26 protein-coding genes are annotated in these 26,818 nt (G+C 68.1%); 3 read left to right on the top strand and 23 right to left on the bottom strand.

The genetic code is table 11. The features are described 5' to 3' along the window. Window positions 1–20: 20 nt before the first annotated feature. The 18 genes from Q5923_RS01075 to rpsP form a co-directional block, all read right to left on the bottom strand. Window positions 21–914, bottom strand: coding sequence for a DNA-processing protein DprA (locus Q5923_RS01075; RefSeq protein ID WP_009279191.1), 894 nt, complete (start codon window positions 912–914; stop codon window positions 21–23). An 11-nt stretch (window positions 915–925) separates the two neighbouring features. Beyond that, window positions 926–2,422 carry a YifB family Mg chelatase-like AAA ATPase gene (locus tag Q5923_RS01080; RefSeq protein WP_040656768.1) on the bottom strand — a complete coding sequence of 499 codons (1,497 nt, stop codon included), beginning with the start codon at window positions 2,420–2,422 and terminating at the stop codon, window positions 926–928. Next, window positions 2,422–2,913, bottom strand: a complete 492-nt coding sequence (locus Q5923_RS01085) for a YraN family protein (protein ID WP_303131562.1) — start codon at window positions 2,911–2,913, stop codon at window positions 2,422–2,424. Before Q5923_RS01085 ends, Q5923_RS01080 begins: the two co-directional genes overlap by 1 nt. Before the next feature lie 181 nt (window positions 2,914–3,094). Continuing rightward, a complete protein-coding gene (locus Q5923_RS01090; protein ID WP_009279188.1) occupies window positions 3,095–3,883 on the bottom strand; it encodes a ribonuclease HII in 789 nt (262 codons plus the stop codon). Between the two features lie 86 nt (window positions 3,884–3,969). Then, window positions 3,970–4,311: a 50S ribosomal protein L19 gene (gene rplS / locus Q5923_RS01095; protein WP_009279187.1), complete on the bottom strand. Its 342-nt coding sequence runs from the start codon at window positions 4,309–4,311 to the stop codon at window positions 3,970–3,972. A 152-nt stretch (window positions 4,312–4,463) separates the two neighbouring features. Then, window positions 4,464–6,203 carry an ABC transporter ATP-binding protein gene (locus Q5923_RS01100; protein WP_009279186.1) on the bottom strand — a complete coding sequence of 580 codons (1,740 nt, stop codon included), beginning with the start codon at window positions 6,201–6,203 and terminating at the stop codon, window positions 4,464–4,466. A 4-nt stretch (window positions 6,204–6,207) separates the two neighbouring features. Further along, on the bottom strand, window positions 6,208–8,019 hold the full coding sequence (locus Q5923_RS01105; protein ID WP_303131566.1) for an ABC transporter ATP-binding protein: 1,812 nt from the start codon (window positions 8,017–8,019) through the stop codon (window positions 6,208–6,210). Between the two features lie 107 nt (window positions 8,020–8,126). After that, window positions 8,127–8,762, bottom strand: coding sequence for a TetR/AcrR family transcriptional regulator (locus Q5923_RS01110; protein ID WP_009279184.1), 636 nt, complete (start codon window positions 8,760–8,762; stop codon window positions 8,127–8,129). 54 nt (window positions 8,763–8,816) lie between these two features. Then, entirely contained in the window at window positions 8,817–9,884 is a 1,068-nt protein-coding gene (locus Q5923_RS01115) for a deoxyguanosinetriphosphate triphosphohydrolase (RefSeq protein WP_009279183.1), read from the bottom strand. Window positions 9,885–9,979: 95 nt separating this feature from the next. Continuing rightward, window positions 9,980–12,742: a pyruvate, phosphate dikinase gene (ppdK, locus tag Q5923_RS01120; RefSeq protein ID WP_009279182.1), complete on the bottom strand. Its 2,763-nt coding sequence runs from the start codon at window positions 12,740–12,742 to the stop codon at window positions 9,980–9,982. A gap of 217 nt (window positions 12,743–12,959) precedes the next feature. Continuing rightward, window positions 12,960–13,364 (bottom strand): kinase/pyrophosphorylase, encoded by a 405-nt coding sequence (locus tag Q5923_RS01125; RefSeq protein ID WP_009279181.1) that lies wholly within the window; start codon window positions 13,362–13,364, stop codon window positions 12,960–12,962. A 68-nt stretch (window positions 13,365–13,432) separates the two neighbouring features. Continuing rightward, window positions 13,433–15,529, bottom strand: a complete 2,097-nt coding sequence (gene glyS / locus Q5923_RS01130) for a glycine--tRNA ligase subunit beta (RefSeq protein WP_303131570.1) — start codon at window positions 15,527–15,529, stop codon at window positions 13,433–13,435. Beyond that, the gene (locus tag Q5923_RS01135; protein WP_009279179.1) at window positions 15,530–16,438 is read right to left on the bottom strand and encodes a glycine--tRNA ligase subunit alpha; all 909 of its coding nucleotides are present in this window, start codon (window positions 16,436–16,438) and stop codon (window positions 15,530–15,532) included. Window positions 16,439–16,477: 39 nt separating this feature from the next. After that, window positions 16,478–17,038: a signal peptidase I gene (lepB, locus tag Q5923_RS01140; RefSeq protein ID WP_009279178.1), complete on the bottom strand. Its 561-nt coding sequence runs from the start codon at window positions 17,036–17,038 to the stop codon at window positions 16,478–16,480. Next, on the bottom strand, window positions 17,035–17,784 hold the full coding sequence (gene trmD, locus Q5923_RS01145; RefSeq protein ID WP_009279177.1) for a tRNA (guanosine(37)-N1)-methyltransferase TrmD: 750 nt from the start codon (window positions 17,782–17,784) through the stop codon (window positions 17,035–17,037). The genes lepB and trmD overlap by 4 nt, the downstream gene beginning before the upstream one ends. Further along, complete coding sequence (locus Q5923_RS01150; RefSeq protein ID WP_303131758.1) at window positions 17,781–18,275, bottom strand: ribosome maturation factor RimM; 495 nt, start codon at window positions 18,273–18,275, stop codon at window positions 17,781–17,783. Before Q5923_RS01150 ends, trmD begins: the two co-directional genes overlap by 4 nt. Before the next feature lie 33 nt (window positions 18,276–18,308). Next, the gene (locus Q5923_RS01155; RefSeq protein WP_009279175.1) at window positions 18,309–18,605 is read right to left on the bottom strand and encodes a KH domain-containing protein; all 297 of its coding nucleotides are present in this window, start codon (window positions 18,603–18,605) and stop codon (window positions 18,309–18,311) included. Between the two features lie 5 nt (window positions 18,606–18,610). Next, on the bottom strand, window positions 18,611–18,931 hold the full coding sequence (rpsP, locus tag Q5923_RS01160; RefSeq protein ID WP_009279174.1) for a 30S ribosomal protein S16: 321 nt from the start codon (window positions 18,929–18,931) through the stop codon (window positions 18,611–18,613). Window positions 18,932–19,188: 257 nt separating this feature from the next. Between rpsP and Q5923_RS01165 the strand changes: the two genes are divergently transcribed. Genes Q5923_RS01165 through dinB form a run of 3 tightly spaced genes read left to right on the top strand, consistent with a single transcriptional unit; the run spans window position 19,189 to window position 22,399 of the window. Continuing rightward, window positions 19,189–19,875 carry a response regulator transcription factor gene (locus Q5923_RS01165; protein ID WP_009279173.1) on the top strand — a complete coding sequence of 229 codons (687 nt, stop codon included), beginning with the start codon at window positions 19,189–19,191 and terminating at the stop codon, window positions 19,873–19,875. A 9-nt stretch (window positions 19,876–19,884) separates the two neighbouring features. Continuing rightward, window positions 19,885–21,114 (top strand): cell wall metabolism sensor histidine kinase WalK, encoded by a 1,230-nt coding sequence (locus Q5923_RS01170; protein ID WP_009279172.1) that lies wholly within the window; start codon window positions 19,885–19,887, stop codon window positions 21,112–21,114. A gap of 13 nt (window positions 21,115–21,127) precedes the next feature. Continuing rightward, window positions 21,128–22,399: a DNA polymerase IV gene (gene dinB / locus Q5923_RS01175; RefSeq protein WP_009279171.1), complete on the top strand. Its 1,272-nt coding sequence runs from the start codon at window positions 21,128–21,130 to the stop codon at window positions 22,397–22,399. Between the two features lie 8 nt (window positions 22,400–22,407). Here the strand turns inward: dinB and rsfS are convergent, their stop codons facing one another. From rsfS to obgE, 5 genes are read right to left on the bottom strand one after another with little or no spacing between them, the layout of a single operon-like run. Next, complete coding sequence (gene rsfS, locus Q5923_RS01180) at window positions 22,408–22,812, bottom strand: ribosome silencing factor (protein WP_009279170.1); 405 nt, start codon at window positions 22,810–22,812, stop codon at window positions 22,408–22,410. 21 nt (window positions 22,813–22,833) lie between these two features. After that, entirely contained in the window at window positions 22,834–23,481 is a 648-nt protein-coding gene (gene yqeK / locus Q5923_RS01185) for a bis(5'-nucleosyl)-tetraphosphatase (symmetrical) YqeK (RefSeq protein ID WP_009279169.1), read from the bottom strand. Beyond that, window positions 23,471–24,256 carry a nicotinate-nucleotide adenylyltransferase gene (nadD, locus tag Q5923_RS01190; RefSeq protein ID WP_009279168.1) on the bottom strand — a complete coding sequence of 262 codons (786 nt, stop codon included), beginning with the start codon at window positions 24,254–24,256 and terminating at the stop codon, window positions 23,471–23,473. Before nadD ends, yqeK begins: the two co-directional genes overlap by 11 nt. A gap of 9 nt (window positions 24,257–24,265) precedes the next feature. Next, the gene (gene proB, locus Q5923_RS01195; protein ID WP_303131578.1) at window positions 24,266–25,378 is read right to left on the bottom strand and encodes a glutamate 5-kinase; all 1,113 of its coding nucleotides are present in this window, start codon (window positions 25,376–25,378) and stop codon (window positions 24,266–24,268) included. A 2-nt stretch (window positions 25,379–25,380) separates the two neighbouring features. Further along, window positions 25,381–26,769: a GTPase ObgE gene (gene obgE, locus Q5923_RS01200; protein ID WP_303131580.1), complete on the bottom strand. Its 1,389-nt coding sequence runs from the start codon at window positions 26,767–26,769 to the stop codon at window positions 25,381–25,383. Window positions 26,770–26,818 lie beyond the last annotated feature (49 nt).

Consider the following 26,818-nt stretch of genomic DNA (forward strand, 5'->3'; position numbering starts at 1 on the left):
GGCACCCGCCGGCAGCCCGATCATCCGTCCATTCTAGCCTGCGTGAGGTAGGCCTCGGACGAGAGGCTGTAGCGTCCGTCCCTCAGGCGCTCCACGACGCCGCGCGACTCGTAGTCCGCCAAGGCACAGAGCACGCCCGTCACCGGCTCCCCGAGATGGCGCGCGAGGTCGTCGGCACGCAGGGGCTCCCCCACCAGGGCGGACAGGAGCCTGCCCTCGATGCGGAACGGCTCCTCGCCCACGAGCCTGAGCGCGCCGTAGTCCATGGATATGCGCAGCTCGAGGTCACGCTCGGAGCATATGATGCCCGCCCCCTCCGAGATGAGCTGGTTGGCCCCGGCGGACTCGGGGGAGAAGATGCTGCCCGGCACGGCATAGAGGTCCCTGCCTATCTGGTCGGCCACGAGTGCGGTGCCCAGCGTCCCCGACCTCTCCCCCGCCTCCGCGATGAAGACGCAGCGAGACAGCCCCGCGATGACGCGGTTCCTCTTGGGGAAGGCGTAGCGCCGCGGCGGAGAGCCCCAGGGCTCGAGCGAGACCACGGCCCCACCCTCCCTGGGGGCGCGCGCGAACACGTCCGACGAGCTGCTGGGATAGACGAGGTCCGCCCCGCAGCCCGAGACCACCACCGTGGGGCCTCCCGCGTCGAGGGCGGCGCGCGCCGCCGCGGCGTCGCAGCCCATGGCGCCGCCGGACACCACCACGACGTCGCTCTGCGCCGCGACGCGGCCGGCCAGACGAGCGGCGGCGAGGCCGTAGGGCGTGGCCCGCCTGGCCCCGATCACCGACAGGCACGGCCTGGACAGCGCGCCGGCGTCCCCCAGCCCGTAGAGCCTCTGGGGCGGGTCTGGCAGGTCAAGCAAGGCGGGAGGGTACCCCTCGTCGTCCCGTGCAAGCTCCCAGCGTTCTTCCATGCGTCCTCCCATCATCCAAGGTGACAGCGGTAGGCACTCGCCTCGAGCACGTCCTCGCGCGAGACGGAGGCGCGCTCGGCCAGGTCCGCCATGGTCCTCGCGACCCGAGCCAGCTTGACAATCGAACGACCTCCCAGGTTGAGCCTGGAGGCCATGCCCTCGAGGGCGGCCTGGGCGCGCGGCTCGAACGAGAGCGCGCCCACGAGCGTCTGGCCGGGCCCGGACGGCATCCTCGCCTCGCGGTCCCTCCTGAAGGCGCGGGCGCGCAGGACCTGCTCCCTCATGCTCTCGCTGCTCAGCCCCTCGGCGCAGCGAATCAGCTTCCGTGACTCCGGGCGCCTCACGTCCACGTGGAGGTCGATCCTGTCCATGAGGGGGCCACCTATCTTCGACTGGTAGCGCTCCACCCTTCCGGGCGGGCAGCTGCAGACATGGCCGGGGTCTCCCAGATGGCCGCAGGGACAGGGGTTCGCCGCCGCCATGAGCAGGAAGTCGCAGGGGAAGCTGTAGACGCCGTCCACCCGCACGAGCCGAACGACCCCCTCCTCCATGGGCTGGCGGAGCGACTGCAGCACGTTGGAGGCGAACTCGGGGAGCTCGTCCAGGAAGAGGACCCCGTGATGGGCGAGCGAGATCTCCCCGGGGATGACGGGCCTCCCGCCTCCCACAAGCCCCGCAAGCGAGATGGAGTGGTGCGGTGCGCGGAAGGGCCTCTCTCCCCTGCAGATGCCCTCCACGTCCTGGCCGGCCACCGAGGTGAGGAGGAGCGCCTCCTTGCGCTCCTGGGGCGTGAGCCGGGGAAGTATCCCCGGGACGCGACGGGCGAGCATGGACTTTCCCGCGCCGGGAGGGCCCACCATGAGCATGCCGTGGCCGCCTGCGGCAGAGACGACGATCGCACGCTTGGCCTCCTCCTGGTCGTACACGTCCGCGAAGTCCGGCCCGGGCGCGCCCGGCGCCTCGGGCGCCACCACGGGAGGCGGTGTCGGCGCGGGCGAGAGCCGCGCCACGCCCGACCTCAGCTCGCCCAGGGTCCTAATTCCCCTCATCCCCGCCCTGAGGTCGGCGGGCTCGGGCCCCAAGGAGGAGAAGACGAGCTCCAGCCCGAGCCCCTGGGCGAGCCCCTGGTAGGCCGCGAGCCCCCTCACCGGGCGGACGCAGCCGTCCAGGCCGAGCTCTCCCACGAAGAGGCAGCCCTCGAGCCCGGCACTGGGTATCTGGCGGGTAGCCGCGAGGATCGCCACCGCTATGGGCAGGTCGAGGCCCGTGCCCGTCTTCCTCATCTCCCCCGGGGCGAGGTTCACGGTGATGTGGAGCCGGGGCATGCTGTAGTCGCAGGCCCTGAGCGCACAGCGCACCCTCGAGCGCGAGTCGAGCACCGCCGAGTCGGGCATGCCGACCATCGTGAAGCCCGGGATGCCACCCGAGAGCGACACCTCCACCGTGACGGGCTGCGCCTCGATGCCGCGGATGCAGGCGCTCCTCACCTTGAGCGAGTCCCCGGCCATCATTCGTCCCATGCGTACGCGGCCACGAGGTGTCGCAGGTGGGCGCAGCGCGTGCCCGTCACGTTTATGGCGATCACGTCGAAGCGGATGTAGCGAACGTCGCCATTCTGGAGCATGTAGCTCAGCGCGATGTTGCGGTAGCGCTGGCGCTTCTGGAAGTCCACCGCGAGCTCGGGAATGCCCTCCTCCATGCCGGCGGGGACCTGCCTCGTCTTGACCTCGACGAGCACGGTCTCGTCGTCGATCTGGGCGATGAGGTCCGCCTCGCCGAAGCGGCAGCGGTAGTTCGCCTCGAGGAGCTCGAAGCCCCGCCTCTGCAGGTAGGCCGCCGCCAGGCGCTCGCCCAGCACTCCCAGGTCATGCGGGTCGATTGCCTCGTCCAGGCAGCCGTCGGAATCCGAAAGGTCCGGGCACAGCTCGTCGTCCAGGGGGAACTCGCCGTCCGGCACCCCCGCCCCGAAGACCTGCCTGAAGCCCCTCTGGTCGTCCATGTGCGTCTCCCTCCGCTCGTCCAATGGGAGGGCAAGCATCCCCGAGGAGGCTCGCGGGAAGCTCGTCGGCAGCTTGCGGTCAGCTGCGTGACAGATAGGAAAGTCAACGAGCACGGGCTGGGTGCGCTGATGGCGGCAGGAAGGCCTGCATGGCAGGTGGGCGCCAGAACGACAGGCGGTGTCAGAAGAGAGGGGGCGTCTCCAGGAAGTTTCCACAGAACGAGACGCGGTGTATGGGAGAGAGGCCCTTCTCCCTTATGGCCGCGATGTGCTCCGCAGAGCCGTAGCCCTTGCACCGGGCAAGGTGGTATCCGGGATACACGCGGTCGTAGGCGACCATGATGCCGTCACGCGTGACCTTGGCGACGATGGACGCCGCGGCGATGCAGGCGACGCGCGCGTCCCCCTTGACGAGGGTCTTCTCGCGGGGATGCACGTGGACCGGGTTGCCGTCTATGAGCACGCAGTCGGGCTCGACCCCAGCATCCCCTATGGCCTGCGCCATGGCCATGCGCAGCGCGGCAGACATCCCCACGGCATCGATCGACGCAGGCTCCACGTGGGCGATCCCGATGGCCAGGGCGACCTCCGCGATGCGCGCGGCAAGCACCTCCCGGCGCGCGGGAGAGAGCTGCTTCGAGTCGTTGATGCCCCAGACCATGGGGAACACGGGAAGCGCCACCGCGGCGACGGTGAGGGGGCCGGCGATGGAGCCCCTGCCCACCTCGTCCACGCCCAGGACCATGCCGTCACCCCCCAGCTCGCGCTGGAGGCGGTACATCTCCTCCACGCGCTCGCGCTCCCTGAGGGCCGCGTCCCTGCGCCTGAGGGCCGAGGCGACCGCGTGCCGCACCTGCTTGCGCGGGTCCTCGCCATAGCGCGCGACAAGGGCCTCGAGCTCCGAGGCGTCGGCATCGTTCAGGAGCGCCGTCACCTCCCGGGCGCTGGCTGCATGGCTTGAGGCTGGCATGGTCGTCTCCCCCGGTCGAGGCCTGGTCTAAGAAAAAGGGCCGCCCCGAGGAAACGGAACGGCCCGAAGAGGCAAATCCAGACGGACTAGCGCTTCTCGCGGATGCGCGCTGCCTTGCCCACGCGGTCGCGGAGGTAGTAGAGCTTCGCGCGGTGGACGTCGCCGTGACGGACGACCTCGAGCTTGGCGATCTTGGGGCTGTGGAGGGGGAAGGTGCGCTCGACGCCGATGCCGAAGCTGATCTTGCGAACGGTGAAGGTCTCGCGTGCGCCAGAGCCGCTCAGGCGGATGACGTCACCCTGGAAGACCTGCTCGCGCTCGCGGTCGCCCTCCTTGATGCGGTAGTGCACCTTGACGTTGTCGCCGACCAGCACCTGAGGGATGTCCTCGCGGATCTGCTGGCGCTCGATTGCGCGGATGTAGTCCATGTTCTTCCTCGTCTCTAGAGGTGCCGTGGCCTTAGCGGCGGCACATAGCTTTACACACGATGTGCGATTATATGTCATGCCTCGCAGGGGGGCAAGGACGTCTCGGGGCCCTCGCCCCCCGGGGCATAAACTCACCACAACGCCCGGCATGTCTAGCCCCGTGCTATCTTCCATCCGATGGCACGCTCGCGCATGCCGACGAAGTCGCGGTATATGCCCTCCTCCCGCATGAGGCTCTCGTGCGTGCCCCGCTGCACCACGCGTCCGGCATCCAGGACCACGATCTGGTCGGCGTCGCGCACGGTCTTGAGCCGGTGCGCGATCATGATGACGGTCTTCCCCCTCTTCAGCTCGGCAATGGCGCGCTGGAGCTCGAGCTCGTTCTCGGGATCGACGTTCGCCGTGGCCTCGTCCAGAACCACGATGGGGGCGTCCTTCAGGATGGCCCGGGCGATGGACAGTCGCTGGCGCTCGCCGCCCGACAGGGTCGCGCCGCCCTCCCCTATGCGGGTCCCGTAGCCCTCCGCGAGCCTCCCGACGAAGTCGTCGCAGCAGGCGCGCCGCGCGGCCTCCACGACCTCCTCGTGCGTGGCCTCGGGACGACCGAACTTGATGTTGTTCTCGATGGTGTCGTCGAAGAGGTAGACACCCTGGAAGACCATGGAGAAGTTGGAGAGCAGCGCGTCGACCTCCCAGTCTCGCACGTCGCGCCCGCCCACGAGGACCCTGCCCGACCCGACGTCCCAGAAGCGGGCCATGAGCTGCGAGAGGGTCGTCTTGCCGCTGCCGCTGGGACCCACGATGGCGCAGGACGTCCCCTCCGGTATGGAGAGCGACACGTGGTCGACGACGGTACGCTCCCCGTATGAGAACGAGACGTCGTCGAGCTCGATGCCAAAGCCATCGCCTGAGCTCAGGCCCGCCCCCTCGTCCATCGGCGGAGTGGCGAGCAGGTCCGTGACCTTGTCCATGCTCACGTCGATCTGGCGCAGGAGGCTGGCATAGGAGCCCGCCAGCTCGAGCTTGGCGAACACGATGAACGACGCGACGATCATGGTGAGACAGGCCCCCGTCTCCATGGCGCCAGAGACCCAGAGGCTCACGGAGAGGAGGCACATCAGGATGCTCGCCGCCTTGCACGCAACGGCCTCGAGCACCATGAAGGCGATGAAGCTCAGCTCCAGGGCGAGGTTCGCACGCTCGCAGTCCGCTATCGCGCCGTCAATCCTGCTCTCGGCCCCGTCCAGGAGCGAGAAGGCGCGCACGACCGAGATGCCCTGGACGTACTCGAGGACCGCGCCCACGATGGCGCGCTGGCTCCTCACGCGCCTGTCCGACACGGCTCGCGACGCGCGCTGCATGATGGCGTTGACGGCCAGGACCACGAGGATGGTGGCGATGGCGACCAGCCCGCAGAGGGGGTTCATGACCGCGAGCATGAGGGCCATGACGACGGAGAGGGTCACGCCGGCGATGACGTTGGTGTAGACGAGGCCGCCCACGTTCTGCACGTCGTCGAGGGTGTTCGTCATCGTGCTGGCGATCTCGCCCAGGCTGTTGGCGTTGAAGTAGCCCATGGGCAGGTAGCGCATGTGGTCGCCTATCTCCGCGCGCTTCTCGGCACACATCGAGAAGTTGCCGTCGCAGAAGTTCTCGCTCTTGAAATGGGCGCAGACGGCGCTGCCCGCGATGGAGACGAGCATGACGACGAAGGCCGAGACGGCGACAGACGGTCCGAGGGACTGCGTCGCCGCAGCCGACAGCACCAGGGCGAGGGCCAGTATCTGCAGCGATTCGAAGACGGAGTTGGCGAGAGACCACGCCATGCCCCGCCACAGGCGCCCGGCATGGCTTCCCCCGAAGCGAAAGTACTTGAGAATGGTCGAGATCATGGGACTACTCCCCCCTCGAGCTGGTGACGGCGATGTCACGGGCTCCGATGTGAGCCTGATACATTGAGCGGTAGAGCCCGCAGGACCCCATGAGCCCCTGGTGGGTGCCCGTCGCCTCGATGCGCCCGTCGCTCACGACCACGATCTGGTCGGCGTCGGTGATGGTGGACAGGCGATGCGCGACGACGACGAGCGTGCGCCCCGCGACGAGCCTGGAGACCGCCTCCTCGACCTGGGCCTCGCTCTCGGGATCGGTGTAGGCAGTGGCCTCGTCCAGGATGACCACCGGGCTGTCGTGCAGCATGGCGCGCGCGATGGAGATGCGCTGGCGCTCGCCACCCGACAGGTGGCCTCCCCCGCCGCCCACCATGGTCTGGTAGCCCTGGTCGAGACCCATGATGAAGTCGTGGCAGCCGCAGCTGCGCGCAGCCTCGACGACCTCGTCGTCAGTGGCGTCAGGCCGTCCCATGCGGATGTTGTCCATGACGCTTGCGTCGAAGAGGTAGTTGTCCTGGGACACGTAGGCGACCTCATGGGCAAGCTGGTCTGCGGAGAGCTCGGCGAGCGGCACGCCCCCGAGGCTGACCTGTCCCTCGTCGGCATCCCAGAAGCCTGCCATGAGGCGGGCGATGGTGGACTTGCCCGAGCCGCTGGGTCCCACGAGCGCGCAGACCTGGCCCGCAGGGACCGTGAGGTCGACGCCGTGGAGCACCTCGCTGCGGCCGTACGAGAAGCGCACGCCCCTCAGCTCGATTCCGACGGCCCCCCTCGCGTCGAGCCGTGCGCAGGGGGCCGCGGCCCTCTGTTGGTCGCGCTGGTCGAGGACCTCGGCTATCTGCGAGACCGTGGTGCCCACCTGCGCCAGCGCGTCCATGAAGCTCATGGCAGCATAGAGCGGGGGGAAGATGCCCACGGAGAGGATGGCGGACAGCACGAACGTGGAAGTGCTGACCTGGCCCGACGCAACGAGGAGGCAGCCTGCGGGCAGCACGCCGACGAGGGTCGCGGGCATGATGGCCAGACCCATGTCCGACCAGATCTGGCAGTGCGCCATCCAGTCTATGAAGGAGTGGGCATAGGCCCACACGGCCTTCGAGAACTTCTCGTAGGAGCTCGCGGAACGCCCGAAGGCCTTGATGACCTCGATGCCGTTGACGTACTCCACCGCGGCGGACGACATCTCGTTGCCCGTGGCCACCGTGTTGCCGTACCACTGCTCGTAGTCCCTCATCATCTGGCCGTACACGAAAGCACCAACGGGGATGGTCACAAGGGAGACGAGGGCGAGGCGCCAGTCGAGCGTGAAGAGGTAGACCACTACCACCACGGGGATGAGCAGGTCGCTCGTCATCTCGGGCACGACGTGGGCAAGGGTGGTCTCTATTCCATCGGCCTTCTCGACCATGACGTTCTTGAGCTTCCCAGAGGGGGTGTCCAGGACGTAGCCCATGGGGACGTGCGCGAGCTTCGACGCGAGGCGCCTGCGGATGGACGAGATGGTCTTGAAGGTCGCCACGTGGGATATGGAGGTGGAGGCGTAGTGAAAGACCACGTACGCCGCGTAGCTTGCCGCGGCGAGAGAGCACCAGCCCAGGTAGAAAGACAGGTCGCGCTCCCCCTCCAGAACGCCCACGACCATCTGGCCTGCCGCGAAGTACGGCAGCACGCTGCCCGCCACCCCCACGACGGCGAGCACGACGGAGAGCGCGTAGAGCGCCCTGCCGCCGGGACCCGCCCAATCGAGGAGACGAGCCAGGGGGTTCGCCGACGCGATCGCCGTGGCGGTGTCGGTGTCCCGAGCATCCCTTTCTTCCATGCTTCCTCCCAACTTAAGTTAACCAAGACTATCTCTAGGTTATAACAACGTTATTTCATTGGGAGGCAAGGGGGGAAGCAGGCGAAAAAAGTCCGATTGGGACTAGGTCAGGCCGTCTGGCCAGGTTCCATGAGAGCCTGGAAGCCGTGATGGAAGAAGAGTCCGAACCTCCTTGCGAAGGCCTGTGCGTCCTCGCGGCAGAGCCCACGCAGGAGGGGCTCGAAGAGGCCTTGGACGAGGTAGCGCGCAAGCACCTCGAGCAGCATCCCGTCGATCCCCTCCAGCTGGCCGCCCGCTGTCGCCTCGTACTCCACGGTGCTGGACTTCTCCGCCTCTACGAAGCGATCGAGGTAACCCTCCCAGCGCGTGCCCGCGGATCCCCTGGCGATGATGAGGAAGTCCTCGGGATGGTCGTAGATGAAGTCGACGATGCGGGTACGCGCCTCGAGCTCAAAGTCGAGCATGGCGTCGAAGGAGCGCATCTCGGGAGGAAACGCGAGAAACTCGTCGATGAGAGCCTGGTAGAGGGAGAAGAGGCCGTCGCCGGATGGCGCCACCACGTGGTCGAAGAGGTCTTCCTTGCTGGAGAAGTGGCCATAGATCGCACCGGTCGTGACCTGTGCCAGCGCCGCGATGGAACGCAGGGAGACGCCCAGGAACCCATTGCGCAGGAAGGCGTCCCGCGCGACCGAAAGGAGCCTCGCGCGGGTGGTCTCGAATGTATCCACGCTCGCCTGGACCATGCCCGCCTCCCCCGCAGATTCCGCGTCCAAGGCATCGTACCATGCGCCCGCCGTTTACAGGTCCCTATGGAGCTCAGGCGCCCTCCAGGCATGAGGAACCTTGAGCTCCTCGTATATGCGCACGGCATAGCGGTCGGTCATGCCTGCCACGAAGTCGGCGACCTCGACGTCCGGTCGGTCGGGCTCGAGCCCCCTGTACTCGGCGGGCACCTCGTCCAGGTGAGCGATGAAGTAGTCGAACAGCTCTCCGATCATGCGGTTCGCCTTGGGCTCCTCGTACTTAGCGTCGCCGCGCGTGTAGAGGTTCTCAAAGAGGAACTCGCGAAGACCCATCATGGCCTGCCACACGGGCTCGGACATGAGTATGTCGTCTGCACCGGCACTGGTCGTCACGGCGTCGCGCACCATGGTCTCGATCCTCTCGGAGGAGCAGTGTCCCAGGCAGTCGCGGTACCGCACGGGGAGCATGTCCTCCGAGAGCAGTCCCGCGCGCTCGGCGTCGTCTATGTCATGGCACACGTAGGCGATGCGGTCTGCACGGGCGACCACCCGCCCCTCGAGCGTCGCGGCGCGAAGGCCGCCCTTGTGGCAGCGGATGCCGTCAAGGACCTCCCTCGAGAGATTGAGTCCCCTGCCTCCCTTCTCGAGCCTCTCCAATATTCGAACGCTCTGCGCGTTGTGCTCGAAGAGCGCCCTTCCCTCCGCGCTCTCGGGATCGATGCCGCGATGGAGTGCCATGGCACGAGAGAGGGCGCGTTCGCCCGTGTGTCCGAAGGGGGTGTGGCCGAGGTCGTGTCCCAGGGCGATGGCCTCGGTGAGGTCCTCGTTCAGTCCGAGTGGCCGGGCTATGTCGCGCGCTATCTGGGCGACCTCGAGAGTGTGCGTGAGGCGCGTGCGGTAGTGGTCGCCCTCGGGCGCCAGGAACGCCTGCGTCTTGTTGGCCAGGCGCCTGAAGCTCTTGCTGTGCAGGACCCTGTCGCGGTCGCATTGGTAGCAGGTCCTGAGGGGGTCCGCCTCTTCGGGACGCGCCCTGCCGAGGCTCTCGTCGCTGAAGCTCGCATGGGGACTCAGCAACTCGTGCTCGCGGGCCTCCAGGTCCCTGCGACGTATGACAGCTCCCATGGGAAAGCCTCCTTGCTCTGCCCGCCCGCAAACGACGAGGGAGGGGGCACGTCGGCCCCCTCCCTCACGTCAGGACTGTGATGCCACGCTTGCTCCTAGGCAAGCTTGGCGGGACCGCCGTTCGACTTGATCTTGGCCTGGGCACCGGCAAGGCGTGCGATGGGCACGCGGTAGGGCGAGCAGGACACGTAGTCGAGGCCGAGGTCGTAGTACATCTGGATGGACTCGGGGTCGCCACCGGTCTCGCCGCAGACGCCGCAGATGATGGTCTCGTTGGCCTTGTGGCCGCCCTTGACGCCCATCTCGACCAGCTTCGCGACGCCCGTGTCGAGGGTCTCGAAGGGGTTGGAGCGCAGGATCTTCTTGTTGAGGTACTGGGGGATGAAGGCGCTCTCGACGTCGTCGCGCGAGAAGCCGAAGGTGGTCTGCGTGAGGTCGTTGGTGCCGAAGCTGAAGAAGTCGGCGTACTGGCCGATCTCGTCGGCGGTGACGGCGGCGCGCGGGAGCTCGATCATGCAGCCGATGGGGATGCTGAGCTCGACGCCCTCGGCCTCGGAGACCGCCTTGACGACGGACTCGATCTGGCCGCGGACGAGCTTGAGCTCCTCGACGCTGGAGATCAGGGGAACCATGATCTCGGGCTTGGGGTTCAGGCCCTGCTTCTTGAGCTTGGCGGCGGCGCCGGCGATGGCACGGACCTGCATGTCGTTGAGCTCGGGGTACACGATGCCGAGGCGGCAGCCGCGCAGTCCGAGCATGGGGTTGGCCTCCTGGAAGGAGTCCAGGCGGGAGAGGCGGGCGCGCATGGCCTTGAGCTGGACCTCGTTCTCGCCGCGGCCCTCGGAGTGCGCGATCTCGACGGCGAGCTCGCGGGGGTCGTCGAGGAACTCGTGCAGGGGCGGGTCGAGCAGGCGGACGATGACGGCCTTGCCGTCCATGGCCTTGAACATGCCCTCGAAGTCGCCGGTCTGGGCCTTGAGGAGCTGGCCGAGGGCCTGCTGCTTCTGGCCGTCCGTGTCAGCGAGGATGAAGGACTGGATGATCTGCTTGCGATCGCCCAGGAACATGTGCTCGGTGCGGTCGAGGCCGATGCCCTCGGCGCCGAAGTCGACGGAGAGCTGGGCGTCCTCGGGGTTGTCGGCGTTGGTGCGCACGCCGAAGATGCGGCCGCGAGACGCGTCGCGACGGACCTCGTCGGCCCACTCGAGGATGGTCTCGAGGTCGCCGGTGAGCTCGGGACGGGTCAGGGGCACGGCGCCGACGATGATGTCGCCCGTGGTGCCGTTGATGGAGATGATGTCGCCCTCGTGCAGCACGATGTCGGTGCCGGAGATCGCGACCTCCTTGGCCTTGGCGTCGATCTTCAGCGCCTCGGCGCCGCAGACGCAGGGAGCGCCCATGCCACGGGCGATGACGGCCGCGTGGGAGGTCTTTCCGCCATGCGAGGTGAGGATGCCCTCGGCGGCGACCATGCCCTTGAGGTCGTCGGGAGTGGTCTCCCAGCGCACCAGGATGCAGGGCTTCTCAATGTTGGCATAGTGGACGGCGGCGTCAGAGGAGAAGACGACTGCACCCACAGCGGCACCGGGGCTGGCGTTCATGCCCTTGGCGACGACGTCGACCTTCGCCTTGGGGTCGAACTGGGGGTGCAGGAGCTGGTCGAGCTGGTCGGGCGCGACGCGCAGGAGCGCCTGCTCCTTGGTGATGCGGCCCTCGTCGACCATCTGCATGGCGACCTTGAGGGCAGAGAGCGCAGTGCGCTTGCCGACGCGGGTCTGGAGCATCCAGAGCTTGCCCTGCTCGATGGTGAACTCGATGTCCATCATGTCCGCGTAGTGGTCCTCGAGGATCTCGAACACGTGGAAAAGCTGCTCGCCGGCCTCCTTGAGCGCGGGAATCTTGACCAGGTCGGCGATGGGCTCGGTGTTGCGGATGCCCGCCACGACGTCCTCGCCCTGGGCGTTGACCAGGAAGTCGCCGTAGCGCTCGTTGGTGCCGTCGGCGGGGTTGCGGGTGAAGGCCACGCCGGTGGCAGAGGTCTCGCCCTTGTTGCCGAAGACCATGACCTGGACGTTGACCGCGGTGCCCAGGCTGTCGTCGATCTTGTTCTGCTTGCGGTAGAGGATGGCGCGCTCGGTGTTCCAGGAGCCGAAGACGGCCTGCTCCGCAAGGCGCAGCTGCAGATAGGGGTCCTGGGGGAAGGAGGCGACGCCGTCAGGGGCGACCTCGGGGTGGGCCTGCGAGTCGACGTTCTTGGCGAAGATCGCCTTGAAGGTCTCGGTGAGGTCCTTGAGGTCGGCCGCGTCGAGGTCGGTGTCGAGCTTGACGCCCTTCTCGGCCTTCTTGGCGCTGATGGCGTCCTCGAAGAGCTGGCCGTCGACGCCCATGACGACGTTGGAGAACATCTGGACGAAGCGGCGGTAGGAATCCCACGCGAAGCGCTCGTTCTGGGTCTGCTTGATGAGGCCCTCGACGGAGTCGTCGTTGAGGCCCAGGTTCAGGACGGTGTCCATCATGCCGGGCATGGAGAAGGGCGCGCCGGAGCGGACGGAGACCAGCAGCGGGTCCTCCTTGTCGCCCAGCTTCTTGCCCATGCGCTTCTCGAGGTCGCGACGATACTCGTCGATTTCGTCCAGGACGCCCTCGGGCCAGACGTTGTTCTCAGAGTAGGCGACGCAGGTCTGGCAGGTGATCGAGAATCCCGGAGGGACGGGCAGGCCGATGTTGGCCATCTCGGCGAGGTTGGCGCCCTTGCCGCCCGTGATCCACTTCGCCTCTTCGACGGTGTTGCCGGCGACTTCGGTGACGTTGTTGCCGTTCTCGTCCGTGCCGAAGCGATACACATGCTTCTCAGCCATAGCACTCCTTCAAGGTCTTCCTTGGGCGCGAGAGGTCCCGGCCCCTTCCAAAAGAACACCTGCGCGTGCAAACGGCAGGTGCCCTCACTAACTCTGACTTATTTTATCGACCAAAACAGGCAAGGTACACCTCGTCCAATCATCGGGGCAAATCAGCCTTCCGTAGATTGGACAATTAGACGAGCATGCTTTGCCCTATACTAGGGACCAGTTTTTGCTACGCCTCGTGAACCTCGGTCCTGGAACGACGGCCCGCCTGATAGTGCGGCTCCTCCCCCGTCAGGGTGGAGATGACGGTGATCGCGGGACCCAGGAGGTCGATGGAGGGGATGCCCCTCTTGTCGAGCTCGCGACGGATGTCGCGGCGGAGGTTGCGGTCCACGATCGTGTGGAACACTGCGATGGGCACGTCCTCGTCGAGGTTCCTGTTGAGGTAGTCGCTCACCATCTCTGCGGAGTTCACGTTGCCGAGCGTCTTGATGATGACGGCGTCGTCACCAAACTGGTCTGCCGCCGCCTCGACCACGCCCGCGGCGGTCTTGCCACGCGCGTCCGATATGACGAACACGATGGGCGTGACGTCCTCGAACACCAGCGGGTCGTCGAATCTGTCTTCGGCCATGGGCCTGCCTCCCTGTCTATGGGGCCCTCTAGCACCCCGTCTCGACCTCCGCCGGGGCGGGGCCTTGCCTACTTCCTGCGAGAGAGTGCGCCGACGTTGGCCACGTCGGAGAAGACGCCGGCGAAGCGGTTGAGAAGGCGCAGCCTATTCTCTCTTACCAGAGTGTCCTCGTCCATGACGAGCACGTCATCAAAGAATCGGTCGATTGGCTCCCTTAGCTCGGCGAGAGCCTTGCAGGCGCCCTCGAAGTCCTTCCGCGAGAGGCACTCCTCCACATTTCGCCCACCATCCTCGCAGGCAGAGAGGAGGCGCAGCTCCGCCTCCCCGAGGAGGGAGCGGTCCACCTCGCTCCCGAGGCTGGCGTCGCCGAGGTGGGCGGCGCGGGCGTAGGCGGTGGCGAGGTCGTCGAAGAGCTCGGGCTGCTTGGCGCGGGCGTCCTCGAGGGCATGCGCGCGGGCGAGGAACTCGGCGGGGTCGATGACGCCCACGGACGAGATGGCCTCGATGACGTCGACCGAGACGCCGTCGTCGCGGGCGATGGTGGCAAGGCGACCTGCGAAGAAGTCCGCCACCTTGCCGGCGACCGACGAGGCGTCGAAGTCGAGCCCCTGCGCCAGGTATGCGTCAAGGGAGAGACCGATGAGGCGGCGCAGCGACACCTCGGGGAGCGTGCGGAGGAGCGCGATGACGCCGATGGCGGCGCGCCGCACCGCGAAGGGGTCGGAGGAGCCGGTGGGTGGCTCGTCTATGGCGAAGATGCCGCAGATGGTGTCGAGCTTGTCCGCCACGGCGACGGCCTTGCCGACCTCGCCCGAGGGGAGCTCGTCCCCGGCGAAGCGTGGACGGTAGTGCTCGCGGACGGCGTCCGCCACCTCAGCGTCCTCCCCCGCCGCCTGGGCGTAGTAGCCGCCCATGACACCCTGCTGGCTCGTGAACTCGACCACTGCCTGCGTGACGAGGTCGGCCTTGGCCAGGCGCGCCGCGCGCCCGGCGAGCGCGGCGCGCCTGTCGTCCAGACCGGCCTCGCGGGCGACCTCGGGGGCCAGCGCCTCCATGCGGCCGGCCTTCTGGAGCACGGTTCCCAGCCTCTCCTGGAAGACGACGCTGGAGAGTCGTTCCACGTAGTCCTCGAGCGGGCGCTTCAGGTCCTCCTCGTAGAAGAACTTCGCGTCGTCCAGCCTGGCGCGGACCACGCGCTCGTTGCCGTCCACGACGCGCCCGGAGTTCTCGGGCGCCGTGTTGGAGACGACGACGAACTCGCGGGTGAGCTCGCCCGCGACGTCGTAGATCGGGAAGTAGCGCTGGTTCGTGAGCATGGACTCGCAGATGATCTCGTGGGGGACGCGGAGGAACTCCTCGTCGAAGGTGCCCACGAGCACGGTGGGCCACTCGCAGAGGTTGACGACCTCGTCGAGGACCTTCCTGGGCGTGTCGACGTGGGCCCCGTCGCGCTCCTCCTCGACCCGGCGCACGCCCTCCATGATGACCGCGCGCCTGCGCTCCTCGAGGAGGACGCCGGCGGACTCGAGGACGGACTCGTACTGGGCGGGGTTTGGCACGACGTGCTCGCCGGGACCCAGGACCCTGTGCCCGCGCGTGGTGTTCGAGCTCGTCACGTCGGCGTAGCTCACGGGGACGACGTCCTCTCCAAAGAGGCAGCAGATCCAACGGATGGGCCTTACGAAGCTCGCGTGCTCGCTGCCCCAGCGCTGGCTACGGTAGTTGGGCCACTCGAGGGAGCCGATGACGCGCTCGGAGAGCTCCGAGAGGATGGGCGACGCGGGGCGGGAGGGGATGCTCTTCTCGGCAAAGACGTACTCGCGGCCGTCCGCGTCCACGCGCCGCGCGAGCTGCTCGGCGGCAAGCCCCAGCTTGCGCGCGAAGCCCTGCGCCGCCTTCGTGGGAGCGCCGTCGGAGTCGAAGGCGATGTTGACCGCCGGACCGCGCTTGACCTCGTGGACCTCCTCGGTCTGGGCGACGACGTCGCGGACGATCACACTGAGCCTGCGCGGGGTGGAGCAGGGACGGACCTCGCCATGGGCGAGCCCCGCCTCGTCGAGCCCCTTGCTCACGAGCGCCCCGAGCTGGCGGGTCGCGTTGATGAGGGGCGCGGAGGGCATCTCCTCGCAGCCGATCTCGAGCAGGAAGTCACGCGTCTGTGCCATCTAGGCCACCTCCCCCTTCTGTGCGTTTGCGTCCTTTCCGGCGACCTCTTCGAGGTAGGCCTCGCAGCAGGCCTTGGCGACGGTGCGGACGCGCAGGATGTAGTTTGCGCGCTCGACGGCCGAGAGGGCTCCGCGGCTGTCGAGGAGGTTGAAGGCATGGCTGCACTTCATCACGCAGTCGTATGCGGGAAGCGGGAGCCTCGCCTCGAGGCAGGAGTGGCACTCGGCCTCGTAGTCGTCGAACTTCTGGCGCATCATCTCGACGTTGGCGACCTCGAAGTTGTACGCGCTGAACTCGCGCTCGTTCTCAAGGAAGACGTCGCCGTAGGTCATGGGGGTTCCGTCGGGGAGGTAGCTCCACACCAGGTCGTACACCGAGTTGACGCCCTGGGCGTACATGGCGATGCGCTCGAGGCCATAGGTTATCTCGACCGGGACGGGATCAACCTCGATGCCTCCAACCTGCTGGAAGTAGGTGAACTGGGTCACCTCCATGCCATTGAGCCAGACCTCCCATCCCAAGCCCCAGGCACCTAGGGTCGGGCTCTCCCAGTCGTCCTCGACGAAGCGGACGTCATGCCTGCTGGGGTCGAGGCCAATCGCACTCAGCGATCCCAGGTAGAGCTCCTGGGAATCTGCGGGAGAGGGCTTCATGAGCACCTGGAACTGGTAGTAGTGCTGCAGGCGGTTGGGGTTCTCACCGTAGCGCCCGTCGGCGGGACGGCGGCAGGGCTGGGGGTAGCAGGTCCTCCAGGAGCCGGGGCCCAGCGAGCGCAGCGTGGTCGCGGTGTGGAAGGTGCCCGCGCCAACCTCGCTGTCGTACGGCTGCATGACCGTGCAGCCCTTCTCCGCCCAGTAGTGCTCAAGAGCCAGGATCATGTCCTGGAAGGTCAACGCCTTCTCGCTCATGCCTTTTGCCTCTCCCATCGATGTCGTGCGCTGCCGACCCTAGAGCCAGCGCGCGTCCGTGAGGGGCCAGTAGATGAAGAGGCCCCTCGAGGTGACGCTTTCCACGCTCACCGCGCCGAAGTAGCGCGAGTCGAGCGAGTTGGTGCGGTTGTCCCCCATGACCCATATGCTGCCCTCGGGGACGACGTAGGGGTAGCTGACGTCCGCGTCAAGCAGCCGCGAGTGCTGCTGGAGGGGATAGCTCGGCTTGCCCATCACGTAGGGCTCGTCGAGGGCGCGGCCGTCCACGTAGACGACCCCGTCGCGAAGCTCGACCGTCTGCCCTCCCACGGCCACCACGCGCTTGATGAGGGTCGTGCCCGCATCGTCGGGGTCGTCGAAGGTGACGACGTCGCCCGCCTTGGGCGCGCTCGCGCGCAGGCTCAGCTTCTCTCCCAGGAGGCGGTCCCCCTCGTGGATGGTCTCGAGCATGGAGCCCGAGGGCACCAGGTAGAACTCCGCCACGTAGCTGCGGACGAGGAACGCGATGCCCAGGCCCACGACGACGCAGAGCACTAGCTCGAGGGCGAAGGGCATGCGATGCGGCGTGTCGTCGCTCATTTGGCTCCTCCTTCCCCAGAGGACTCGATGACGGCGCGGGCGAGGGCGCGCTCCTCTTCGGTGAGCTCGGCCCCGTCAAGCAGGTCGGGCCTCCAGAGGGCCGTGCGCTCGACCGCGTTCCTGCGCCTCCATGCAGCGACGGCAGCGTGGTCTCCCGAGAGGAGGACCTCGGGCACCCCCCTGCCCTCATACTCCGACGGGCGGGTGTACTGGGCGTACTCGAGCAGTCCGTCAGAGAAGGACTCGTCCCGGGCGCTCATCTCGTCGCCCAGTGCACCGGGAAGGAGCCTCACGACCGAGTCGATCACGACGAGCGCCGCGAGCTCGCCGCCGGTGAGGACGTAGTCGCCCAGAGAGATGCGCTCGTCCGCGAGCTCGTAGGCCCGCTCGTCCATCCCCTCGTAGCGCCCGCAGACCAGAAGCACCCTCTCCTCGTGCGAGAGGCGCTCGGCGACCGACTCGTCGTAGCGCCTGCCGCAGGGGGTGAAGAAGACCACGTGAGGGCGGGCCGGGTGCCTCTTGCTGATGTCGCGGACCGCCTCGAAGATCGGGGCAGGCTTCATGAGCATGCCCTGGCCGCCACCGAACGGCGCGTCGTCTACCGTGCGATGGCGGTCGTGCGTCCAATCGCGCAGGTCATACGACTCGAACTCGAAGATGCCCCTCGCCTGGGCGCGCCCCATGATGGAGGTCTCGAGGTAGGGGGCGAACAGGTCCGGGAAGACCGAGAGCGTCTCGAACCTCAATTCCCCACCTCCCCCAGCAGGCCTTCGGGCGCGTCGACCAATATCTCCCCCTCGGGCGGGAGCTCGCTGACGACGGAATCCACCACCGGGAGCAGGACCTCCCCATGCGGCCCGCCGTCGATGACCCACACGTCGTTGGCCGGCCCCCTCATGAGCTCGACGACAAAGCCCAGGCGACCCCATCTGACGTCGCGGACGGGCCGCCCGACGAGCACGTCCGCGTCGTGGAGGGCATAGCCCTCGGGGAGGTCCCCCACGCGGGCGAGGAGGAGCTTGCCCACGAGCCTGGAGGCGGAGTCGATGTCCCCCACCCCCTCGAGGGAGACGAGCTGGCCGCTTCGGCCCTCGTCCGCAGAGAGGACGCGCCGCATGCGCGGGCCCTTGAGCGCCGGAGGCACGACGAAGGTCTCGAGCCCCTCGCGCAGCAGAGGAGGAAGGCCGTGAACGGAAACCGTCACGACCTCCCCCCTCTTGCCGTGCGTCTTCTCCACACGGGCTATGGACCTGTAGCGTGGGTGCAAGGCCTATCCCAGGACCTCTACCTCGACGGAGGTGCCCACCCTGGAACCCAGCGCGCGCGCAAGCGTGCGGATGGCCTTGATGGTGCGGCCCCTCCTGCCTATGATGCGGCCGGCGTCCTCCTCGGCACAGCTGACCTCGATGAGGGCCGAGCCCTCGCTGTCGGTCACGTCGAGGGACACCGCGTCCTCGTTGGTCACGAGCCCGCAGACGATGTACTCGACGAGGTCGGCGACCCTGTCGGAAGCGACCTGCCCCGGGACGTCCTCGGACTCGACGACTTCGCTGACTTCCTCGGACACGATGCCTACTCGGCCTCGGTGGCTGCGGCGGCAGCCTTGGCGGCGGCCTTCTTGGAGAGCTTCTGCTTCTTCTCGGGCGCAGGCTCGCCGGAGCGGGCGACGTCGATGAGGTGGGAGACGGCGTTGGTGGGCTGGGCACCCTTGGCAACCCACTCGTCGATCTTCTCGAGGTCGAGGTCGATGGTCTTGGGGGAGGTCAGAGGGTTGTAGCGACCAACGAGCTCGATGTAACGGCCGTCGCGGGGCATGCGGCCGTCGGCGACGACGACGCGATAGAACGGGTGCTTCTTGGCACCGTGACGAGCGAGACGAATCTTGACTGCCAAAGTAGAACTCCTTCAGACGAGCGGCGCCGTGGTAGTTGAATGAATGCACCGCATAGCCACACAAAAGCAGGCAATATGATACGACAGCGCCCAAGGGGCGCAAGGTGCAGTTTTTGTGAACTGCACCCCGCTCCCAGGCGATTGTGTTTCGTTCTGGGCCTGCGTTAAGTGGCCCTTAAGGTCCTTAACGTACCATCGGATGGTATTTGTCCCCCAAAACGAACAATAGCCTCTGTGCCCGAAAGATGGAGAATCCCATGAACATTCTGGTTGTGGAAGACGAGCGCAACCTAGCCGACGCCATCGTCCAGATCCTGAAGGGCGGCGGCTTCAACGCCGAGGCCGCGTACGACGGGAACGTCGGCCTCTCGTCCGCGCTCAGCGGCATGTACGACGCGGTCGTCATGGACGTCATGCTCCCCGGCAAGGATGGGGTCCAGGTCGTCCACGAGCTGCGCCACGAGGGGAACTCCGTGCCCGTCCTCATGCTCACCGCCCGCGCCTCGACCTCCGACAAGGTCGAGGCCCTGGACGCCGGTGCGGACGACTACATGACCAAGCCCTTCGAGGACGCCGAGCTCCTCGCCCGCCTGCGCGCGCTCACCCGTCGCCAGGGCGACGTCGTGATCGACGAGGTCAGCTTCGCGGACCTCACGCTGGACCTCGCGACCCATGACCTCAGCTGCAACGACAGCTCCGTCCACCTCTCGGGCAAGGAGTTCGAGGTCCTGAAGATGCTGATGGGCTCCACCGCCCGCGTCGTCTCGAAGCAGGACCTGCTGGTGCGCGTCTGGGGCACCGACGGAGAGGCGTCGGAGAACTCCGTCGAGGCCTACATCTCGTTCCTGCGCAAGAAGCTGGGCCACATCCACTCGAAGGTCCAGATCACCACCCTGCGCATGCTGGGATATCGACTCGAGGAGTTTGACCTGCCCAGGGAGTAGGTGGCAGCCGTGCTCGAGAGGCTCAAGCGCAAGTTCATGGTGATCGTGATGACGCTCGTGGGGACCGTCCTCGCGAGCGTCCTTGGTCTCATGTACTACTCCTCCTTCACGACCCAGGCCAACCTCGTGAAGGAGTCCCTCAACCGTGGGCTCGAGGGGAGCCTCAGCCCCCTGCCCGTCATAGGCTCGGAGGGTGCGCGCGTGGGCGGCATGCTCACCGTGGTGGTGGAAGTCTCCGAGAAGGGCGTCGTCCTCCAGACGAGCGAGTCGCCGGCATACATCAGCGGCCCCGTCCTCGCCCGCGTCATCGACGACGCCCTGACCCAGGGTGTGACGAGCGAGCGCATCGGGGACCTCCACGTCGTGTGGAAGAGCGCCGTCACCGACCAGGGGAACATCCGCATCGCCATCGTGGACACCACCATCGCCGACCGCGCCCTCACGAGCCTCCTGCTCAACGCCATCGTGGTCATGGCGGCAAGCCTCTCTATCCTCTTCGCCGTGGCGTCCTTCCTCTCGAACTGGGCCATTTCGCCCATAGCGAGGGCATGGGAGCAACAGAGGCGCTTCGTGGCCGACGCGTCGCACGAGCTCAAGACGCCGCTCTCCGTCATTCTGGCCAACTCGCAGATCCTTGCCCGGGACGACCGCATCCCCGAGGACGACGCGCGGTGGGTCGAGAGCACCGTCGACGAGGCGCAGCACATGAAGAACCTCGTGAACGACCTGCTCGAGCTCGCCAAGGCGGAGGAGGGCACGGACGGGCTGGGCTCGGCGCTCTCCTCGGAGGAGGTGGACTTCTCGAACCTCGTGGAGTCCGCGGCGCTCGAGTTCGACCCCGTCGCCTTCGAGCGCGGCTGCTCCATCGAGACCTCGATAGAGCCGGGCCTCAAGGTCAAGGGCGACCCCGAGTGGCTCGAGCGCCTGGCCAAGATCCTGATAGACAACGCCTGCAAGTACGCCCGTACCCAGAGCGTCGTGCGCGTGCGACTGCGACGCAGCTCAAGGCATGTGCAGCTCAGCGTGAACAACCAGGGAGCCCCCATAGCCAGGGAGGACCTCCCCCACATCTTCGACCGCTTCTACCGCAGCGAGCGGGCGCGGAGCAGGACCAACGGGGACGAGGGCGGCTTCGGGCTGGGCCTCGCCATCGCGAAGGGGGTCGCCGAGGCATGCGGCGGCGGCATAGCCGCCGAGAGCGACGAGGCGTCCGGAACCACCTTCACGGTCACCTTCTAGGGGAGGCCGGCGCATGGCGGAGGGAAGCGGGAGGGAGCAGGACCGATCCTTGGGCCTCCCCTGGCAGGGGCCTGCCGTGGGGCTGCTGGACCTCGACGCGTTCTTCGCCTCCGTGGAGCAGCTCGACCATCCCGACTGGAGGGGGCTCCCCGTCATCGTCGGGGGCTCCCCCGAGCGCAGGGGCGTCGTCTCGACGGCATCCTACGAGGCCCGTCGCTTCGGCGTCCACTCGGCCATGCCGTCCTGGCAGGCGCGCCGGCTCTGCCCCGGCGCGATCTGGACCCCGGGCCGCTTCGACCGCTATCGCGAGCTCTCGCGGGCGGTCATGGGAATCGTCCAGGACGAGACCCCCCTCGTGGAGCAGGTGTCGATCGACGAGGCGTTCTTCGACGTGACCCCAGGGCGATGGTCGCGCGAGAGCCCCCTCGACATCTGCCGCCGCATCCAGCTGCGCGTGCGAAAGCTGGGCATCACCTGTTCGATCGGCCTGGGAACGAGCAAGACCGTGGCGAAGATCGCCTCCGAGCGCCAGAAGCCGCGCGGGCTCACCGTCGTGCCGCCCGGCGCGGAGGCCGCCTTCCTCGCACCGCTTCCCGTGAGGGCCATGAGCGGGATAGGCCCCGCGACCGAGCGCAGGCTCCAGGAGCTCGACGTGAGGACGCTCGGCGACCTCGCCCTGCGCGACGAGGCAGAGATGCGGCGCGCCCTGGGAAGCGTAGGCCCCCAGCTCGTGAGAAGGGCGAGGGGGATGGAGGGAAGCCCCGTCAGAGAGACGGCGCGGCCCGAGGAGGCCAAGTCCGTCTCGAACGAGCGGACCTTCTCGCACGACCTTCTCACGAGGGAGGAGGTGGATGCCGCCATAGGCCAGGTCTCTGCCCTCGTGGGAGAGCGGCTGCGCAAGCGGGGGCTCCGCGCCTCGACGGTCACCCTCAAGCTGAAGTTCGACTACCTCCACGCACGAACGGCGCAGAGGGCGCTGCCAAGGCCCACGGACGACGAGAGGAGGCTTGCCGCCTGCGCGCGCGGGCTCCTCTCCGGGCTCTGGTCCCCGGGACTCGGGATAAGGCTCGTCGGCGTCGGCGCGAGCGACTTCGGCGAGGGGGCCGCGGAGCAGCTCTCGCTCTTCACGGACGAGAAGGGCGACGAGCGCGACCTGAGGGGCCTCTCGCTTGCCACCGACGAGGTGCGGAGGCGCTTCGGCAGGGACGCCATCTCCTACGGCAGGGACCTCAGGCTCCGGGACGGAGGCTCGGACACGCTTCCCATGAACGGCGGGGGCCGGTAGCGGCTCCCCTACTCGCCCGTCGCCCCGAGGCCGGCCGAATCCCCTCCGGCCGCCTCGCCCTCGAGCCCCAGCGTGAGGCGGGGGGCGTCTCCCCAGAGGCGCTCCAGGCGGTAGAAGTCGCGGGTCTCGGGCTTGAAGACGTGCACCACGAGGGGACCGAAGTCGAGGAGCACCCAGCTCCCCGCCGCCTTTCCCTCGACCGAGAGCGGCTTTGCGTGGCAGTTCGCCTGGAGCTTCTCCTCGATGTGGTCGACCACGGCATCCACCTGGGGCTTGCTCGAGGCGCTGCAGACGAGGAAGTAGTCGCAGACGTCGGACACGGACGAGAGGTCCAAGAGGACGATGTCGCTGGCCTTCCTCTCGTCCGCGGCGGTGGCGGCGATGCGGGCGAGCTCGAGCGGGGTTGCGGGCATGTGCAGCCTTCCCTTCTTTGTTTATCGGCCCTTGCGAGCGTGCGCGAGGGCAAGCGCGTTGTATACCTCGATGGTACCCGGATACAGGTACCTCCGGGTCCTGACGACGTACTCCACCCCGCCGGCGAAGGCGTTCCAGTAGACCTCGTCGAGCGGGGCGCGGGCGGCGACCATGTCACGCGTGGCCTGGATGCCGGGGGTGGCGGGTCGCAGCGGCTCGATCCCGTCCGCGACGAAGACGATCATGTCGAGGGCCGTCATGTCCGCCGAGCCCAGGGTGTGCAGGCCGATTGCCCGGAACACCTCGGGCGGGAGCTCGGGATAGAGCCCGGGCAGCTCGCGGGCCGCCGTGAGCCCGTGCAGGAGCGGGAGGACGAGGTGCAGGTCGACCCCAAGGTCGATGCCCAGGTCCCTCGCCGCGGAAAGGAGCTCCTCGTCGGTGAGGACCTTGTCCCAGTCGTGCAGGGTCCCCGCGGCGCGCGCCAGGAAGGGGTCCACCCCGTAGGAGAGCGCCAGCGACTCGGCGCAGCGAGCCACCGAGAGCGAGTGCTCCAGGCGGCGGGGCCTTGCCACGGCCATGCGGGCGCGGAGGTCGCCCTCGAGGCGCTCGAGGCAGGACGCCTGTCCCTCGTCGTAGTCCACGCCGGTCCCGGAGGGCTCAGTAGCCAAGGTCGTCCCCTCCCGCCACGGAGCCGTAGCGCGTGGGCCTGACCCCATAGAGCTTGTGCTTGTGGATGTAGCCCGTCACCGGGTCGGGGGTGAGGTAGCGCAGGCTCTGCCCGCCGCGCACCCGCTCGCGCAGGTAGCTGGACGAGATGGCGAGTGCGGGCACCTCCAGGTAGGTCACGTCGAAGTCGAAGTCGGACTCGGCGATCGCCCGCTGGGCGCGGCTGAGGTCGTAGCCGGGGCGGGTGGCGCCCACGAGCTTGGCGAGATGAGCGATCCTCCCCGCGTCGCGCCAGGTCACGATCTCTGCGATGGCGTCCGCACCGGTGATGAAGTGGAGCTCCACGTTGTCCGGGTAGATGGCACGCATGCGCTCGAGTGTGTCGGCCGTGTAGGTGACGCCCTCTCGGTCGACCTCGAAGCGGCTCGCGACGAAGTGGGGGTTGTCGGAGGTGGCGAGGAGGGTCATGGCGTAGCGGTCCTCGCCCGAGGTCACGGCGCGGTCCTGCTTGAAGGCGGGGCGACCGGCGGGCATGAAGACGACCACGTCCAGACCCAGGTCGTCGAAGGCCTGCTCGGCTGCCACGAGGTGGCCGTTGTGGATGGGGTCGAAGGTGCCTCCCATGATGCCGATGCGGTAGGTCCGCGCCGGGTCCTGCCCCAGGATGGGCAGGTCCCCCTTGCGGATGACGTCCTCGGCGATGTGCTCCACCTCCCCAGGCTGCAGGTAGTCGAAGGAGAGGGGCTCGGAGCTGCGGGGAACGGGTGGCTTCGTCATGCTTCCCTCCTAGAGCACGAGGAGCTCGTCGCGGTGGATGGCGGGCTGGCCGTCCTTCTCGGGCATGAAGCGGGCGATCACGTCGAGGCGCAGGCCGTGCACGCGTGCCATCTCGTCCGACGAGTAGCGGGTCACTCCCCTTCCGACGAGCGCCCCGTCCGCGCCGACGACGTTGACCACGTCGCCCGCCTCGAACTCGCCCTCGGCCCTCAGCACGCCGACCGGGAGCACGGACGCCCCCGACTCGACGACCGCCCTGCGTGCGCCGTCGTCGAGGACCAGGGTCCCGCGCACGACCTCCGCAAGTCCAATCCAGAGCTTGCGCGCCCCCTCGTGGCTTCCCTCGCCGGGCTCGAAGCGCGTGCCCACCCCCTCCTCGCAGGCGGCGCGCAGGAGCACCCCCTCCTCGCGGCCCCGGCAGATCACGAGGGGGATGCCGGCCGCCACGGAGGCGCGCGCGGCCCGGAGCTTGGCGGCCATCCCGCCCGTGCCCACGGAGCTCGTGGAGCCGCCCGCCATGGCGGCTATCTCCGGCGTGAGCTCGCGCACCAGGGGGACCAGCCGCGCGTCGGGGTCCTCCTGGGGATTCGCGGTGTAGAGCCCGTCCACGTCAGAGAGGATCACGTAGAGGTCCGCCGAGACGAGCGTGGCCACGATGGCGCCAAGGGTGTCGTTGTCCCCGAAGGCGAACTCGGCCACGGACACTGTGTCGTTCTCGTTCACCACGGGCACCGCCCCCAGCTCGAGCAGGCGCTGGAGGGTGTTGCGCGCGTTGAGGTAGCCGTCGCGGTCGGTCACGTCGCGGCGGGTCAGGAGGACCTGGCCACAGGCGACCCCATGGCGCGCGAGCTCGACGGCGTAGGCCTCCGTGAGTGCCGCCTGGCCGGCCGAGGCGCAGGCCTGGAGCCCGGGGATGTCACGGGGCCGCTCCTTGACGGCGAGTCGCCCCATGCCCGCGGCGACGGCGCCGGATGACACGATGACCACCCCTACGCCGCGCGCGACGAGTTCGGCCACCTGGTCGCAGACGGAGGCGATGAGCCCCAGGTCGGGGCTGCCGTCACCGGCGACCAGGGTAGACGAGCCCAGCTTGAAGACGACGCGCGTGGGAAGGTCCGCCACCCCTACTCGCCCTCCTCGTCCGAGGCCGCGAGCTCCTCTTCGAGCTCGTCGTACGCGTCCTGCGCGCCCTCTCCCTCGTAGTCGAAGGCGAAGCCCAGTATGCGCACCTCGTCCCCGGCCTGGCAGCCCGCCGCCGCGAGCTTGGCGTCGAGGCCCATGCGGTCGAAGCGGTGCTGGAGGTATGCGATGGCCTCGTCGTTGTCCCAGTCGGTTTGGACCACCATGCGCTCGACCAGCCCGCCCGAGACGCGCCAGATGCCGCGGGACTCCATGCGAATCTGGACCGCCCGGTCGCGGCGCTGGCGCTCGCGTTCCACGGCCTCGTTGAAGTCGGGGAGGATGGCCGTGGGCTCGATCCTGCTCCTGAGCTCCGCGACCTGCGCGGCGCAGGCGACGACGAAGTCCTCGAGCCCCTCGCCCGTCACGGCGGAGACGGCGAAGAAGGGATGGCCGTCGGCCTGGGCCGCCTCCCTCAGGCGCCCGAGCGCGTCCTCCGTGCCCGGCATGTCGCACTTGTTGGCGAGAACGATCTGGGGCCTGGAGGCGAGCTCCTGCGCATAGGCGGCGAGCTCGGAGTTGATGGTGCGGTAGTCCTCGAGGGGGTCGCGTCCCTCGTAGCCGCCCGTGAGGTCCACGACGTGCAGGATGAGCGCTGTGCGCTCGATGTGGCGCAGGAACTCGTGGCCGAGGCCACGGCCCTCGGAGGCCCCCTCGATGAGCCCCGGCACGTCGGCGACGACGAAGGAGGCACCGGTCTTCGCCCTCACGACCCCCAGGTTGGGAACCAGCGTGGTGAAGGGGTAGTCGGCGATCTTGGGGCGGGCGGCGGAGAGGCGGGCTATGAGGGAGCTCTTGCCCACCGACGGCATGCCCACGAGGGCGGCGTCCGCCATGAGCTTCATCTCGAGCTCGATCCAGTGGTCGAGCGCGGGCTCGCCCTTCTCGGCGAAGGCGGGCGCCCTGCGCACCGAGGTCACGAAGTGTATGTTGCCCCTGCCGCCCGCGCCGCCGGGAGCGACGACCACGCGCTGGCTGGGCTGGGTGAGGTCGGCGATCTCGTAGGCGGGCTCCATGGTCTGGGGGTCGAGCTCGCGCACGACGGTGCCCAGGGGGACGCGCAGGACGAGGTCCTCGCCCGCGCGGCCGTGGCGCCGGGCGCCCTGGCCGTGCGTGCCCCTCTCGGCCTTGAAGTGGTGCTTGTAGCGATAGTCGATGAGCGAGGAGAGCTGCGGGTCGGTGACGAGGACGACGCTCCCGCCGTCGCCGCCGTCGCCGCCGTCGGGCCCTCCCTTGGGGACGAAGGCCTCGCGGCGGAACGACATGCAGCCGGCACCGCCGTCGCCGCCCTTGACGTTGATGCGGCAGAGGTCCGTGAAGGTGTTGGTGGGCATGGTTCTCTCTTTCGTAAGGTCATGCCATGGTAGAGCATCGGGACGTGGG

The sequence above is a fragment of the uncultured Olsenella sp. genome (genome assembly GCF_959602185.1).
In the GTDB taxonomy this organism is placed as follows: Bacteria; Actinomycetota; Coriobacteriia; order Coriobacteriales; family Atopobiaceae; genus Olsenella_I; species Olsenella_I phocaeensis.